Source organism: Candidatus Zixiibacteriota bacterium, assembly GCA_026397505.1.
Classification (GTDB): domain Bacteria; phylum Zixibacteria; class MSB-5A5; order GN15; family PGXB01; genus JAPLUR01.
In genome coordinates this window covers 1-15,100 of the sequence record JAPLUR010000038.1, presented here as the reverse complement: position 1 = coordinate 15,100, position 15,100 = coordinate 1, and the positions used below count along the sequence as shown (strand labels likewise).

Annotated in this window: 14 protein-coding genes; 3 read left to right on the top strand and 11 right to left on the bottom strand. The window is 50.4% G+C overall.

What is annotated here, in order from left to right; translation table 11 throughout:
* Positions 1 to 286 precede the first annotated feature (286 nt).
* Positions 287 to 3,070, top strand: coding sequence for a pitrilysin family protein (locus NT002_02130; protein MCX6828069.1), 2,784 nt, complete (start codon positions 287 to 289; stop codon positions 3,068 to 3,070).
* Positions 3,071 to 3,187: 117 nt separating this feature from the next.
* Here the strand turns inward: NT002_02130 and NT002_02125 are convergent, their stop codons facing one another.
* From NT002_02125 to NT002_02115, 3 genes are all read right to left on the bottom strand, one after another.
* The gene (locus NT002_02125) at positions 3,188 to 4,570 is read right to left on the bottom strand and encodes an IS1182 family transposase (GenBank protein ID MCX6828068.1); all 1,383 of its coding nucleotides are present in this window, start codon (positions 4,568 to 4,570) and stop codon (positions 3,188 to 3,190) included.
* A gap of 149 nt (positions 4,571 to 4,719) precedes the next feature.
* Complete coding sequence (locus NT002_02120) at positions 4,720 to 5,484, bottom strand: SDR family oxidoreductase (protein MCX6828067.1); 765 nt, start codon at positions 5,482 to 5,484, stop codon at positions 4,720 to 4,722.
* 225 nt (positions 5,485 to 5,709) lie between these two features.
* The gene (locus NT002_02115) at positions 5,710 to 5,910 is read right to left on the bottom strand and encodes a DUF2892 domain-containing protein (protein MCX6828066.1); all 201 of its coding nucleotides are present in this window, start codon (positions 5,908 to 5,910) and stop codon (positions 5,710 to 5,712) included.
* A gap of 277 nt (positions 5,911 to 6,187) precedes the next feature.
* On the opposite strand from NT002_02115, the gene NT002_02110 reads away from it, so the two are divergent.
* Together NT002_02110 and mscL are read left to right on the top strand one after the other, a co-directional pair.
* Positions 6,188 to 6,514: a heavy metal-binding domain-containing protein gene (locus tag NT002_02110; protein MCX6828065.1), complete on the top strand. Its 327-nt coding sequence runs from the start codon at positions 6,188 to 6,190 to the stop codon at positions 6,512 to 6,514.
* Positions 6,515 to 6,590: 76 nt separating this feature from the next.
* Positions 6,591 to 7,034 carry a large conductance mechanosensitive channel protein MscL gene (gene mscL / locus NT002_02105; protein ID MCX6828064.1) on the top strand — a complete coding sequence of 148 codons (444 nt, stop codon included), beginning with the start codon at positions 6,591 to 6,593 and terminating at the stop codon, positions 7,032 to 7,034.
* Positions 7,035 to 7,264: 230 nt separating this feature from the next.
* Here mscL and NT002_02100 read toward each other — a convergent pair whose 3' ends face one another.
* The 8 genes from NT002_02100 to NT002_02065 form a co-directional block, all read right to left on the bottom strand.
* Complete coding sequence (locus NT002_02100) at positions 7,265 to 7,825, bottom strand: manganese efflux pump MntP family protein (protein MCX6828063.1); 561 nt, start codon at positions 7,823 to 7,825, stop codon at positions 7,265 to 7,267.
* 193 nt (positions 7,826 to 8,018) lie between these two features.
* The gene (locus tag NT002_02095; GenBank protein MCX6828062.1) at positions 8,019 to 8,948 is read right to left on the bottom strand and encodes a hypothetical protein; all 930 of its coding nucleotides are present in this window, start codon (positions 8,946 to 8,948) and stop codon (positions 8,019 to 8,021) included.
* 152 nt (positions 8,949 to 9,100) lie between these two features.
* Positions 9,101 to 10,324 carry a right-handed parallel beta-helix repeat-containing protein gene (locus NT002_02090; GenBank protein ID MCX6828061.1) on the bottom strand — a complete coding sequence of 408 codons (1,224 nt, stop codon included), beginning with the start codon at positions 10,322 to 10,324 and terminating at the stop codon, positions 9,101 to 9,103.
* 42 nt (positions 10,325 to 10,366) lie between these two features.
* Positions 10,367 to 11,218: a DUF4846 domain-containing protein gene (locus tag NT002_02085; protein MCX6828060.1), complete on the bottom strand. Its 852-nt coding sequence runs from the start codon at positions 11,216 to 11,218 to the stop codon at positions 10,367 to 10,369.
* Between the two features lie 68 nt (positions 11,219 to 11,286).
* On the bottom strand, positions 11,287 to 11,916 hold the full coding sequence (locus NT002_02080; GenBank protein MCX6828059.1) for a CYTH domain-containing protein: 630 nt from the start codon (positions 11,914 to 11,916) through the stop codon (positions 11,287 to 11,289).
* 68 nt (positions 11,917 to 11,984) lie between these two features.
* Positions 11,985 to 12,908, bottom strand: coding sequence for a protein translocase subunit SecF (gene secF, locus NT002_02075; protein MCX6828058.1), 924 nt, complete (start codon positions 12,906 to 12,908; stop codon positions 11,985 to 11,987).
* 11 nt (positions 12,909 to 12,919) lie between these two features.
* Positions 12,920 to 14,614 carry a protein translocase subunit SecD gene (gene secD / locus NT002_02070; GenBank protein ID MCX6828057.1) on the bottom strand — a complete coding sequence of 565 codons (1,695 nt, stop codon included), beginning with the start codon at positions 14,612 to 14,614 and terminating at the stop codon, positions 12,920 to 12,922.
* 81 nt (positions 14,615 to 14,695) lie between these two features.
* Positions 14,696 to 15,100 (bottom strand): hypothetical protein (locus NT002_02065; protein MCX6828056.1); only part of this gene is annotated, 405 nt, incomplete at its 5' end.

Here is a 15,100-nt window from a genome sequence, read left to right as displayed (position 1 = left end):
TTTCCCATCCTGGGCGGGTGCGAATATGATTCCAACACTGCCCAGAATTATGACAGCCAGAAGTCCGGTCATTAAGACCAGACCATATAAGACCGAACCGGTATATTCTCTGTTTTGAATTCGACTCATAAATTTTGCTACAATATATTGGAAATCGGCCACTTGTCAATTTAAATCTGGTCTTTCCTCTTGACAGAAATTATCCCGGCCGATAGCTTAAGGTTTTATTATGAATAGAGTTAGGCAGTTTGAGTGACACGCTGATAAATTTCAGGATGTATTGATTTTGAGCAAAACTATTATCTCCAAGGAGAAACTCATGTTTTCTACTCCCACATTCAGATTTCCTGGCCGCAATAGGCTTACCCTTTTTCTGGCGGTCCTTTTCCTGTTCATTTTTGCCTTACCGGTTGGGGCTCAGGCTCCCAAAATCGCCCGGTTCACTCTCGATAATGGCATGCAGGTCATTCTCAAGGAAAATCACTCCTCACCGATGGTGACCAGTCTTATTTTTGTTAAGTCGGGAAGTAAATATGAGACTCCTTATAATAATGGTGTCACCCATTTTCTGGAGCATCTGCTGTTCGATGGCACCGCCACTCAGACTCAGGAACAGATTTCGCAGGGAATCGAGCGGCTCGGCGGTTATATCAACGCCTTCACCCAGCAGGCCATGACCGGTTATCTCGTCTTGATGCCCAAAGATTATATCGAATACGGGATGGCCACACAGGCCGACATGCTTTTTAACTCCAATTTCCCCGAGGACAGGTTTCCCAAAGAGCGCAAAATTGTAATTGAAGAAATGAAAAAAGACAATGATGCCGAGGGTTCGCCGGCCGAGAATTTTTCCTCTGAGAAGGCAATGGCCGGGACCCCTTATGCGCGGCCGGTGATCGGGTATGAATCAACCATTGCCAATATCCCCCGCGAGGCGGTCATTGATTATTGGAAACGGTTCTACGGACCGAACAATATGATTGCTCTTATTATCGGCGACTTTGATACTCTGAAGATGGCCGAGACAGTCAAGTCCATTTTCGGCAAATTTCCGATAGCGGAATTGCCTCCGGCTCCGATCATCGAGTACAAGAAGCTTGCCGGGAAGCAGGTTTTTAAGACGGTTGCCAAAACCAAATCGACCTACATAGACTATTCGATCGAGGCGCCCCGATTCACCGAGCCGGATTATTATGCCTTTGTTCTTCTGGAAAGCTACCTCTCCGATGAGGAAAACTCGCCCTTGTTCAAGGCTCTTAAAGCCGGTTCGGACCCGCTGGCCGGCTCCGTATCAATCTCGCTTTCCACCGAGGAGGAGTTTTCCCGGCTCGACATTCAAATTGTCACCGAGAAAGCCGACAAGGTCGATTCCATAATTGCCCTCACCGACAGCATCCTTGTGAGCCTTCCCCTCGCTCCGCCGTCGGAGGAACTTCTGAACGGCTACAAAGTTTCCCGGCGTTGCCAGGAAATCTATATGTCGGAAAAGCTGCACTATTACGGTTTCACCATGGCGCCCCTTATGGTTACCACCGGATGGGATTTTTTCGAGAAACTGCAAGAAAGAATCGATTCGTTGAAACCTTCCGATATTGAAACCGCGGCCAGAGACTACTTGACCAATCAGGGTTATATCGCTACGGTCGTTACTCCGATTGCCGGGGCGGTTGAGAAGCCTTATGCTCCCTCCGGGCCGACTCAGACAGAGGTGACACAATATTATCATACCGCTAAATTCGCGACTTATGATCTGACTCAGGGAAAGAAATTCAAAATGCCGGAAATTAAACCGGTAGTACCGGAAGAGAAAAGATATGCCAAATATCTAAAAGAGGTATTTCCCAACGGCCTGACCGTCATCGTCAAATCAAACCCCGACAGCCGGGTCTTTGCTCTCAACGTGATCGGGATGAACCGTTCCGCCACCGAGCCGGAGGGGAAAGATGGTATCACCGATTTTGTCAATCATCTGATTGAAAAAGGGACAACCACTCATCCGGCCGACCAGTTGGCCAAGGAACTGGCGGCGATCGGCGCCAATGTCACGCTCTACGACAATCCCTGGATTCCTTATGATGACCGTTACACCACCCGGCAATTTTCGTTCATGAAATTCGAAACGATCGATCAGTTCACCGAGAAGGGGATCGAGCTTTTTAGCGACATGATTGCCCACCCGGCGTTCGATTCGGTGGAGGTGGAAAAGGTGCGGGCGGAGATAATGGGACTTCTGGGAAGAAACAGCGGTTCCACCTATAAAGTCGCCCGAAATCTTTTCTATTCCACTCTCTTTAACGGGACTCCATATTCCAGGTCAATCGAGGGGAATTTCCGGACAATCGGCTCCATTACCCTTGAAGATCTAAAAGAGCACCATCGCATAATGTACGCACCGGAAAATATGATTATCACCGTGGGCACCAATGATGCGCCGGAAAAAATCATGGCTTTCCTTAAAATGAGCCTGGGGCAGATTCCAGCGACGGGGTTCAAGCCGATCGAGGTGGTTCGTCCGGGGAATATCTCGGGGATAAAGACCGCGCATCAAAAGATGGAAAAAGAGCAGGTTTATATCTATCTGGGGAGCCTGCTTCCCTCGGCCAAGTCGCCCGATGCCGCCGCACTGGATGTCACCAGCGCCGTTCTCTCCAAGCGGCTGCAGAAAAATCTTCGCGAGGCACAGGGGCTGGCCTATTCGGTCGGCGCCTCGGTTTCATTCGATAGAAATTTCGGATGGTTTGTATGCAGCATCGGAACCGGCACGGCCAATTTTGAGAAGGCGAAAAACGGCATCATTGCTGAAATAGCAAAATTGAAGGCGGCGATGCCGACCGATGAGGAGGTTGAAGAGGCGATCAACTCCATCTGGGGATCAAACCTGACCGCCAACCTGTCGCGAATCAATCAGGCATACTATATGGGCGTCAATGAGTATCTGGGTGTAGGATATGACTATGATGATGTTTATATCGACCAGATTCGCCGGGTGGATAAAGGGGCGGTAATGAAAGCGGCGCGGCGGTATTTCGACACCGCCAATTATGTCATCGCGACAGCGGGAAATTTCTGACCTTGGCGGCAGGGGCGACCGCAAGGGTAGCATCCTTGGGCAGTGATTGACAAACTTTTCTTGCACGGGCGACCCTTGCGAGGATGTCCCATAAGTTAGTTTTATTGATATCGAAATTCAGGTTAAGGGGTTTGGGAGTGGATTTTGGCGTCCGCTGACCCTGAGAGTCCGAAAATGCGTTTGCCAGCGTTCTATATGGGCCAGAATCATAGCTAAACTTATACTAATCGTTGCCAGGACTCCACGATCTCCCCGGCATTTTGCCAATTTCTTTAAGTTATGAGCGATGCACAGCAGTAGGAACTCGCCTTTCACCCGGGCCAGGCCACGCAGGCTGAAGCGCCTGAAACCGAAATTAAATTTGAGATTGCCAAAGACGGGCTCAACCAGACTCTGCCGTCGAACATAGATCGCCTGTCCTTCCGGCGAAGCCAACTTGGCCGCGAGTTGTCGCTCGTAGATAAAGGTCTCAGCGATTTCTAAAGCTCGATACCGATCGTGAGTGCACGCCGTCTTCAGCTTGCAATCTCGACATTGCACCACCGTGCTTCGATAAGTAGTTTTCATGACCCCATTTCGTTGTCGTTGCTGGCTGCGCTTCAACCACTGTCCGTTCGGACAACGATAGCGGTCGCTTATCCGGTCATACACAAACTGCGCCTGCCCAAAAACGTCGTGCTCATCTCGCCCCTTTGGAATATAAACATCCAGCCCGCGCTCTTGCGCATACTTCAGATTCCGCCCCGAATAATATCCGCCATCAGCCACAATGGCTCCCAACTCCGAGGACACCTGACGCTGGGCCTGCTCCAATAAAGGCGGCAATGACGACTTATCGTCGGCATCCGACCCAACATCGGCGGCCACAATTATCTGATTATTGTCGACCACCACCTGAGCATTATAACACAAACGAATCGCTCCTTGGCCGGTCTTCATAAAGCGCGCTTCCGGATCACTCGACCTCACCGCCGTCACCTCTCCATCAAGATTATCAGACTGCACGTCACGCTCCAGGCGCCGGCTGATCTCCTGTCGCAGAGTCTGCCCCGAACGTTTCCGACCTGAGGCATTCGCCCGTATCTTCGTCCCATCCAAAGCCACGACCGAACTGTCGATCAATCCTAACTGTTCGCAATGTCCCACCAGCGCCGCAAAGTAGTCCGTCAATAGATCCAAATGATCGTGACGAAAACGATTTAACGTCCGAAAATCCGGCCGATGCGTCCCCACAAAATAACGATAGCGCACGTCATAACGTAACCGCCGTGCAACTTCCCGGCAACGCCAACTCCGATCACAATAGGCATAAAACCATATCTTCAACAGCATCCCCGGATCATAATACCCCGCTCCCGCCTCGCTATACCGCGCTTGCAGGGTCTGCAAATCCAGTTGCTCGACAAACCTATCAATTGTCAGGACTAAGGGCTCCCCCGCAACCTCATCATGAAGACAGGAAAACCCCAATTGATTAACATCCTCGCGACGATATATCATCTCTCTTCCTCCAATTCACCACCATATTAATCGCTCCATCAATGCCAATCAACCAAAACTTATGGGACAGCCTCAATGCGTCAGTTCACACGCTTGTTGGACTCGCGCAGGAACTGACGCAACTATCAAATTTCGATTATGTTGCGGTATTAGCCGACAATATTCCGGCCGCCATCAACGACGATAAATTGGCCGCAAATCATATTGGCCTGATTTGAGCAGAGGAAAGCGACCACATTGGCGATATCATTGCCATCAACAATTCGCCCCATCGGAGTGTGGAATTTGGCATGATCGATGACCTCGTGAGCGCCGGGAATAGAGCGGGCCGATTTGGTATCGGCCAGACCGGCCAGGGCGCCGTTGACCACGATGCCGCGCGGGGCCAGTTCATACGCCAGGCCACGGGTCAATGATTCCAGTGCCGCTTTGGCCGGGCCGACCACCCCATAGCCGGGGATGACTTTCTGCCCGCCATCACTGGTGATACTGACTATCCGTCCCCAATTATTATTCATAAGCGGCGCGGCACGTTTGGCCAGATCGAGAAGAGAACGAGCCGAGGCCGACATGGTAATATCCCAGTAACGAGAGGTAGACTCCATCAGCTTGCCGGGAACGCCAAAAGCGGCGTTGGCCACGACAATATCGAGCCTGCCCCAAATGCTTTTTATTTCCTCGAACATCCGGTCGAGCGCCTCCTCCTTGCCGATATCGGCGCGAAATGGAACGGCCTGAGCGCCCATGGCCGTGATTTCGTCGACCACGCTTTGGGCATCACTGATACTCCGGCGATAGTTGACGCCGACGATAGCACCCTCTTGGGCCAGCCGAAGGGCAATTGCTTTTCCGAAACCGCGGGCGGCCCCGGTAACCAGGGCATGCTTACCGAATAATTCGGGATAAATGCTCAAATCGATTTCCTCTCTTTCTTATCTCTCCCAAAATGGAGATAATTAATCCTTTATAAGAAAAGGCCAGGAATTAAAAAAGGCAACTATTTTTTTGGAAGGCATTTACTTGCGATATGTTGTGCTGGGAAATAGCATCAAAATAAGAACCCCGCCTCCGGCTAGGCCGGTTGATGTGCTCGTTGTAAAATCATGAGGCGGGGTCTAAAACAGTCTATTTTTATATTTTCAGCTTTTCTGGGTCGCCTTAACCTTGCAGGTGGATATCCCCAGCAGGGAATAGAGACCGCAAAAACTGGTCACGGCGGTCATAATCGGCAGAAGGCCAATCAACCCCCACCAGCTTTCGGCGATAACTCCAATCAGAATAACGACGACGCCAAGAAGCATTCTGAACACTCTATCACTTGTTCCGATATTTGCTTTCATTCTATTATCCTCTTCTCAATAAAGAGCAAATTAGGCCATGTTTGTTATCACTCATGGCTCATTTCAATCAAGGGTTAAACACGACCTGGTTCGGAAAGGTTCCTCAATTCAAAAAATATATTGGAATAATAATTTGGCTCCCACTTTTGTCCATTTTTTGTATAAAAAATCATTGCATAATTGATTACGTTGATGATAATTGTGGCATATATATCAGGTTCATTGCGTTATGTCGGCCGCGAAGAAGGCGGAGAGAAAATTATCAGGAGGTCAAAAAATGCTGTTAACAAATACCCCTAATATTGAGGGAAAAAGGATCGTTAAATATCTGGGATTGGTTAGCGGTGAGGCAATCATGGGGGCGGATATTTTCAAGGATATTTTTGCTCGTGTTCGGGACATCGTGGGCGGTCGCTCCGAGGCATACGAAAAAGAGCTTCGCCGGGCCAGAGAGATAGCGCTGAGCGAAATGACTCAGCAGGCGGTAGGTCTGGGAGCCAATGCCGTAGTTGGAATCGATCTCGACTATGAAACTATCGGTATGGGCGGCGGCAATATGCTGATGGTTTCGGTAAATGGAACCGCCGTGATTTATGAAGACTAATAAAGTCAGATAATAGATGGTCAACCTCATCCGCCGGCAGGCGGATGGAACCCTTCACCGCAAGGAGGAATTAAATATGCTGAAGGAATTCAAAGAGTTTGCCATGCGGGGAAACGTTGTCGATATGGCGATCGGTATCATTATCGGCGCCGCATTCGGCAAAATTATCTCTTCGGTGGTAGCCGATATCCTTATGCCCCCGATCGGCCTGCTTCTGGGGAAAGTCGATTTTTCCAGTCTTTATATCAATCTCTCGGGGATACCTTTCGACAATCTGGCCGCGGCCAAAGCGGCCGGCGCCGCCACTATCAACTATGGCCTTTTCATCAATACGGTCATCGATTTCGTTATCGTCGCCTTTGTCATTTTCCTTTTGATAAAACAGATGAACCGTCTCAAACGCCAGCCGGAACCGGCCCCGGTTGAGCCGACCACCAAAGAATGCCTGCACTGCTTCTCGGCTATTCCGATCAAAGCCACCCGCTGCCCGCAGTGCACCTCGGAGTTGAAAGGAATGTGACAGGCTTTTTCGGGGCATTTTGTATCTTACAACCCAAATAGAAAGACTCGGCAATCCTATCGAAGTACCGCCGAGTCTTCTTATTCGATATGGAATCGCTTGCTCGATTCTGCGATAACTACTGTTTTAAAATATGATTTTCTGCGATGTGGTCGGGTTTCCCGCCTTTAGTCGTTTGGGAAATTCGAATATGTCCGCAGGATATAGAGTCACGTTGCGGGAGGCCGCCATCAGGTCATATGCGCCAGAAGTATCCTGATTCCAATAGCGATCAAAATAATGCCCCCAGTGAACTCCATCGCTCTCCCGAATCGGGCGCCGAGAGTTTTGCCGAACCCCATACCTATCAATGTCATGCCGGCCGCCACAATTCCGATAATGATACTCGCCCAGAGAATTTTGACCTCGAGAAAGGCAATGCTCAATCCCACCGCGAGTGCATCGATACTGGTGGCAATCGATAAGAGCACCAAAGACCATTTGCGGGTCGGGTCGGCCAGACTTAGGTTCTTCTCATGTTTGTGGAATGATTCGTAGATCATCTTGGCGCCGATAACGGCAAGAAGACCAAATGCGACCCAGTGATCCCAGTTATGGACCAGCTTGGCCACCTGACTTCCGGCCAACCAGCCGACAATCGGCATCATAAACTGAAATAAGCCGAAATGGAACGACAGGCGGAAGAAGGACCGGAAATTGGGGCGCTCCAACCTGGCTCCGACCGCAATGGCGACCGCGAAAGCATCCATCGCCAGCCCGAATGCAATCCCGAGAATAGTTACAAAATTCATGCAATCCAATGATACGAAATATTCTCAGATCGGTAAAGGTGTTTGAGAATAAATGGAGCCTGATATAGTGGCTCGTAATTAGAGGAACCGAGATAGGCCGACTTTCGGCATATCCTGGCGCTTTTGATGATTGAATAATATAAACAAGAAGAGCACGCCGAAACGTGCCCTTTAAATGAGTATTAAGATTTATCTACTTCTTATAATCCCGAAGCGTTTCCATCATCTTCAGCAGCCCAATCTTGGTTGGCTCGCTGCTGTCGCGGCACTCGTCGGTAACTGTCCAGAGGGTGGTACCGTCAGAAAAAGAAACTGTCATTGACGGATCATGGAAATTAAATGCGGCTGTCCAGCGCCCTTCAACATTGAGCGAGTCGGCGTTGGGGACATTGACACATTCCATGGTCAACGAGGCAATCATGACAATCGAACCGGATGGCGGGCAACCCTCATCGTTCATCGCGACAGAATCAAGGTACAGGTTATTGATGGTTTGCCCCACTGTCATCCCGATATTGCAGTAGGCGGTATCATTTTTGACCAGGTGGAAATCAACCGTATCGGCCGAGTGGCCGTTTATGCGCATGAAGTTATCCCATTCTCCGGTAATATCCCAGCTTCCATGGTCCGTCATCATGGCTGTGCTTGCGCCCAATTCGGCCGCCACCAGAAAATGATAACGAGTATTCATGGCATTGACGGTGCTATCCGGGTATCTTACAAAGCCGTCGGCATTCGCAAATCGCAGCGAATCAATGCCGGTAAAGATGAAATAATCGCTGCCGTCGCTGGCGAAGACGCTGCAGGCGAAAATATGCCAGAATTGGAGATAAGTGTATGAGTTGACCAGGATCGAATCGCCGGCGACCGCATGTTTGAACGGAGCAGGCAGCCGGTTCAGCACACCGGGTATCTGATTTGTCAGTTCCAGAGCAATATTGATCATACCGCGGTCCTGACCCATGACGCCCTCACCAAGAAGCTCTTTCATGACCAGAAAACCGGCATCGGTCGTATCGCCCGTTTTAAGTTTCGGGGAGGTTGATTCTTTGTCGCAGCCGGGAAGCCAGACCAGTCCCATTGCCAGGATGGTCATCAGTACCAAGCATATTAATCTCTTCACTATGACTCCTTTCGCTGGATTATTAAGGTACTCTTCTTAAATTATCGGAAATTAAACACCGGTAATCAACTCTCTTATTTACCATTGAAATAATCAGTAATCAATAACCGCCGGGGCGCAAAAATGCGCCTATCTCTTTGTCCGAGAATCAGCTACCGCTCTCTGCCCTGCGGCCCGCCGTAGAGGCCGATATCCGAGCGGCTCCCATCAGTGTTGGATACCTCCGGATGTCCGGCATTTATGGCCGGAGAATCATCCTTAAGGATATAGACCGATTCCGCGACAAATTTGGGATCGACCGAAAGATTGCCGTTGAGCTCAGTTTGATCCCAGATATCGCGATAGTTCCCTTCCTTATTATTCCAGACAATGTTATAGGCAAATTCCCATTTAGCCCAGTCGCCGTAGTTCCATATACCCACACAGGGGCAGACCCATTCTTTGCGCCAGCCGTTATTGGTGATGATATTATTTATAATCCGGCCGCGGCAGTCGGTCGACCAGGGGGCCACCCCGCAATTGCCGTTATGATTAATAACATTATTGGCAATGTCCATGAAAGCCTTGCCGGTGGCGATTATTCCCCAGCCGAGATTATCGAACACAGCGTTATTGTGCGCCAACACCCATGACGTGCCAAAAGCGCCGATACCTTTCCAGTACCCGGTGACCACATTGCGGTAGGCGATACAGGTGGCATCCCAGGTAACTCCGATACCGACACCGCGACCCTCTTTGATATTGCAGTCGGTTACGACCGCCGAGGCGCCGCGGTACAGGGCAATTCCATCCCAGCCGTTACCGATGATATCGCACTGGTCGATATGGAGTTCCGCGCCCTCCCGGCCGAATATGCCGCCGATCCCGACCACGACGGAATCGATCCGGTGGTTGTTGTTGATAATATTAAGATGATGGGCATGCAGTTCGGAGCGGCGGACTACAATAGCGGCATCGGTGGCATTGCCATCGGGATCCCTTCGGCCCCCGGTGATAGTCAGATTCTCAATAGAGGAATGCGGCGAATTGACAAAGAATACGCCGTAGCCGGCATTGGTTTGTAGAACGGATTTCTTTCGATCGGTGCCGATTAAATGCAGGGATTTGTTCCTGATAATAAATCCATATCTGGCTCTGGTGACCGTTTTCTGATCGGCACAGTTGCCGCATAGAGAATCATCAAAGCTGACCGGATTGGCCTCGATTGTCTTCTCGCCGATCAGAATAGTATCACCGTCCGAGGCGTAATCAATCACCCCCTGAAGGTCGGAACCGCGCTCGATGGTCAGGGTTCTGGCGGCGCCCTCCCGGGGCAGAATGGCCGGAAAAAGGCACAGCAAAAGCCCGCACGAAAATATGAATTTTGCTCGGCTCATATCCATGAAGATAATCGCCGAAATCTCTCTGGCAATAAAAAACTACCGGTTGGGGAACCGGTAGAAATTCCCCTCGCCATATTTCTGAAGCCGCTGTTTAAATTCCTCAAGAGTAAACCAGACCCGATCGCTGATCGGCAACGGCCGGGCAACAAAGAATGACTGGGCCGGGTCGCCGCCCCATCCGGCCAGAATCCTCAATTCCCCTTCGGGATTGGTGCAGACATCGAGAATGACCGCCGTATGCCCGGTCGAATCGGGAACATCCTTTCTGAATTGGACAAAGACGGTCCCTGGGGCGATATTATTGTCATCCACAGGAATCAGGTTTTTAATCAGCGATTTGCCATCGTTTTCGGTTATGATAAGCTGGAGGTATCGGTAGTATTCCATTTCGGAAGCTTCCCGTTTCTCGCCGGGAGTATAAAATAATTCATTGCGCGGGCCGTTGCTGTATATTCCGTTGAGCCATTTATTGTAGGTCAGGGTATCGCCCCGTCTGATGATTATGGGATAATTGCCCAGTGAACCTCTAACCCGGAGATATTCCAGCAAGAGTTGAAGCGGGATATCGGCATCCTTCTGGTTTTCTGAGCCGACACCGAAATCAATCACTCCCCCCGTGGAATCGGCGCGCATAATTATCTGCCCATCCCATCGGGCAACGGCGATATTGAGCGGCAGAAGGGGAAGGTTGGTTAACCATAATTGAAAGGGGGTCACTTTGGCATCAGGATATCGGGTAAATCCCGGTGGTTCCGAAACGACCGTCATCAGGTTCAGGGAAGAATCATAAGACATGGAAAAAGGATAAATCGGTGACGGCGGCTGTGCCAGAGCAGGGACCAGGCCGATTATAGCAAGCAGCAGCGATAAGATAACTTTTCTCTTCATTGATAACCTCATGTTGTTGTTAATCAGTTTTGTTCACCAGTCGATTATTATAATTATACAATAGTTTTTCAAATTTGCTCCCGGTTAATTTTGCGCATGGCGCGGGCGAATTTGCTCTCTTTTTGAACCACAATCGGAATCGCAATTTTATTGAATAGAGCCGCCAAGGCCGTCATAACCCGGTCATATTCTTCTTTGCCCGCCAGTTCCACCTCCAGTTCATAATTGATCGACTTATCTGCAAAGATGGTCTGGTCGACCTCGAGCGCCAGGGTATTTTCTCCCGCCGGATAATCAACCGTAGTGCGCAAATTGGCAAATTGAAGTAAAGGTTTCAAAATATCATCTCCCGCATATCCCTGCAAATGTTCTCTCAGGCTGGGCGGAAGCTCCTGGAGTTGGAAGCCGCGGTTGATAAATCTTGCTGCCCGTTGGATCGGAAGTGGGACAGTAGTCTCCGGTCGGACAGCCAGGCGGTCCGGATTCTCCGACGCGGGGCCCTTGGCGGTAACAGCGGCGGTGTCGTTTTCGATTCTTATTCTCAGCGCCCATCCGGCCCGGCCAAGGTCCAACCGGTCGGTGTCGAAAAAGTAGTTTTCCTGCCTTATTTCTTTCCCCGTTACTCCGAGATGACCCAGCAGACGGCTATAGTTTCCCTCATCGAGAAGGTCGAGTTTTATTTCTATTTCGGTGGCCATGGTTTCAACGGTTCCGGGATAAGGTAATAAAAAAGCCCGCCGGAGCGGGCTTTTTATTTACAGCATCTCTATCTAAATCGGCGCGGTGAACGGGCCTCCCATTCAACCACAATCGGACTGGCGACAAAAACGGAAGAATAAGTTCCGACAATCACGCCCAGAATCATGGCCAGAGAAAAATCGCGCAGAACCTCACCGCCAAAAAGGAATAAAACGACCACCACCAGAAGAACGGTCATGGAAGTCATAATGGTTCGCGAAAGAACCTCGTTGATGGAGCGGTTGACCGTATTGACAAAATCCCCTTTCTTGCGGAATTTTTTCAAATTCTCGCGGATTCGGTCATAAACCACGACCGTATCGGTCAGGGAGTACCCGGCCAGAGTGAGCAAGGCCGTAATTAACAGCAGGGTGACTTCCTTATCGAGAATATAGAAGATCCCCATGACCGCGATGACATCATGGAAAGTAGCGACGGTGGCGGCCACGCCGGAGCGGAAATCGAACCGCAGCCAGATATAAACCAGCATGCCGAGGACCGAAATAAGGACCGCCCACTGGGTAGTCTTGCGTAATGATTCTCCGACAGCCGGCCCGATGGTGTGTTCGGAATCCTTATTGAATTTATTGTTGGGGAAAGAGGTTAATATAGTACTCATCAACTTGTCGACCGCTTTTTCCCCTCCGACGGTGGTTTCTTTTACCCTGATGATGAACGAATTGGGGGCGTTGAAGCGTTCAACTTTCTGAATCGAGGCTTCTTCGAAACCGCCTCCTGTCACCGCGGAGCGGAGGTCGGAAACATTGATGGCCTGATTGAAATTTCCCTGGAGCATGGTTCCGCCGGCGAAATCGAGTCCCATATTACCCTTGCCGAGAATTATCATCACAATGGCAAACAAACCGATGGCCAGCAATATTCCTGAAAAGGTGAAGGCTTTATACCTCTGACCTATGAAGTCTATATTGGTTTCTTTGAGTATTCTGAACATTTTCTTTCTCCTTATATGCTGAGGGACTGGTAGCCTTTGCGGATGTCGAAAATCATCTTGGTAATAATCACGGCCGTGTAAAGCGATATGGTTACGCCCCAGAAGAGGGAAACTGCAAAGCCTTTAATCGGGCCGGCTCCAAAAATAAACAGGGCGCCGGCAGTAATCAGGGTGGTTACGTGGCTATCGATGATGGTTAAGAGTGCCCGATTATATCCAGCATCAATGGAGGCCCGGACTGTTTTCCCGGAACGGAGTTCCTCCCGAACCCTTTCAAATATCAGAATGTTGGAGTCAACCGAAATACCGATGGTCAGGATGATTCCCGCGATACCCGGCATGGTCAGGGTGGCGCTCAGGCCGGCCATGATGGCCAGCAGGAAGAAGATGTTGAAGAGCAATCCGATATCGGCAATCAGGCCCGATAGGCGATAGTATATGCCGACAAAGAGGAATACGGCAATCAGTCCCACAATTGAGGATATCAATCCTTTCCGGATCGAGTCGGAACCAAGGGTCGGCCCGATAACGTTTTTCTCGATTATTTCCACCGGGGCCGGGAGAGCACCGGCCTTGAGGACGATTTCCAGGTTCTGAGCATCTTTGATGGTCGCTGAACTGCCCATCGTTATCTGACCGTCATTGCGAATCTTGGAGTTAATGAACGGCGCCGATTCCACTCTGTTGTCGATGACGATGGCCAGCGGCTTATCGATATTGGCGCCGGTAAGACGCGCAAAGGCGGCGGAGGATTGTCCCGAGAGACGGAAATCAACGGTATGTTCCTGACTCTGACCCCGGCCCAGTTTGATACGTTCAAGATTCTTGCCGAGGAACTGCACCTTATTCTTCAGGATATATAGATAATAAACCGACTGAGCGGCCTTAATATCGGTGCGCGTTGACCAGGAGAACTGAACATCCTCGGGAATAACCCGCTTCACTTCCGGCATGGCCAGAATTCTTTCCACCAATCCCCGGTCCCGCATGGCTATCACATATCCCGGCCAGGGAGTATTATTCTTGGAACTGTAAAGAAACGGCTCCAGGTATTGTGTGAAGGGCGTTTCCCCTTCACTGAGAGCCGTATCGGCAACCTGTCCGGTATCGCCCTTGAGCATTTCGCCGAAAACGTCAGAGGTGTCTCTCGTGGTGGCACTGTCTTTGACTTTTGATTCCGCCCCGGCGGTCGCCACTTTGCTTTCCGTGCCGGTCTTGCCGGCCGCAACCACAATGGAGTCGATCTTCTTGAGAATCAGGCCGGCGTTTTCCATGCTTTCAACCAGTTTGAATTCCAGCTGAGCCGTCTGACCGATAATATTCTCGGCCTGAGCGGCATCGGTATATCCCGGAAGGTCGACAATGATCCGGTCATCACCCTGTTTCAGAATGACCGGCTCGGTTACGCCGGTGAAATCGACGCGGTTGCGGATGACCTGAATAGCCCGATCGACAGCATCAACACGGGCCGAGGCTTCGATTTTTTCCATCTGGACGCGCAGAACAACATGCAAACCGCCCTGTAAATCCAGCCCCAGCCGCATCGCTTTGCGTTCCAATTCCTGAGCTGAGCCGGGCCGAATCTCCTCCATTTTTTGTCTGTCGGTCCCCGAGAGAGTCCAATACCGCAGAGTATTCCAGAATCCGATGAAAGCCATAACAATAAAGATTCCGGTTACTGCCAATCGCCAAGTTTGACCCTTCATAGAGATATTCCTTTAACTATAGTTATTAGTTTCTTATCTAATTTATTATCGGGAGAAAAATCAGAATCGAGGCAGGGAAATCTAACTGGTGCCGGAGGGCTTGGCGCCGACCAGCGTAAACTCACAGGCTTTTTCGGGAGAGATTGATGCGGTCGTGGTCAGAGCATCAAAACGCCGGAATTTGATATCCTCAAAAGCTTTGCCGCCTACCGCCTTGGGAGCCGGACAATTATCATCCAGGTTGTAACTTCCCACGACCGCCGGGACCGAAAGGAAAAATATCATTTCCGGGCCGGCCGGCTCACTTTCGTCATAGGAGAAGCCATTCCCCGGCAGGCCGGCAATTGACATCGCATCGCCGGAGGATACTGATTTCGGCAGGCCGGTTTTCCCATCCTGGGCGGGTGCGAATATGATTCCAACACTGCCCAGAATTATGACAGCCAGAAGTCCGGTCATTAAGACCAGACCATATAAGACCGAACC

Excerpts from the sequence above, each read along its gene's own strand:
- NT002_02125 (MCX6828068.1), bottom strand. The coding sequence starts at position 4,570 with ATGATATATCGTCGCGAGGATGTTAATCAATTGGGGTTTTCCTGTCTT.
- NT002_02115 (MCX6828066.1), bottom strand. The coding sequence starts at position 5,910 with ATGAAAGCAAATATCGGAACAAGTGATAGAGTGTTCAGAATGCTTCTT.
- NT002_02110 (MCX6828065.1), top strand. The coding sequence starts at position 6,188 with ATGCTGTTAACAAATACCCCTAATATTGAGGGAAAAAGGATCGTTAAA.
- mscL (MCX6828064.1), top strand. The coding sequence starts at position 6,591 with ATGCTGAAGGAATTCAAAGAGTTTGCCATGCGGGGAAACGTTGTCGAT.
- NT002_02100 (MCX6828063.1), bottom strand. The coding sequence starts at position 7,825 with ATGAATTTTGTAACTATTCTCGGGATTGCATTCGGGCTGGCGATGGAT.
- NT002_02090 (MCX6828061.1), bottom strand. The coding sequence starts at position 10,324 with ATGAGCCGAGCAAAATTCATATTTTCGTGCGGGCTTTTGCTGTGCCTT.
- NT002_02085 (MCX6828060.1), bottom strand. The coding sequence starts at position 11,218 with ATGAAGAGAAAAGTTATCTTATCGCTGCTGCTTGCTATAATCGGCCTG.
- NT002_02080 (MCX6828059.1), bottom strand. The coding sequence starts at position 11,916 with ATGGCCACCGAAATAGAAATAAAACTCGACCTTCTCGATGAGGGAAAC.
- secF (MCX6828058.1), bottom strand. The coding sequence starts at position 12,908 with ATGTTCAGAATACTCAAAGAAACCAATATAGACTTCATAGGTCAGAGG.
- secD (MCX6828057.1), bottom strand. The coding sequence starts at position 14,614 with ATGAAGGGTCAAACTTGGCGATTGGCAGTAACCGGAATCTTTATTGTT.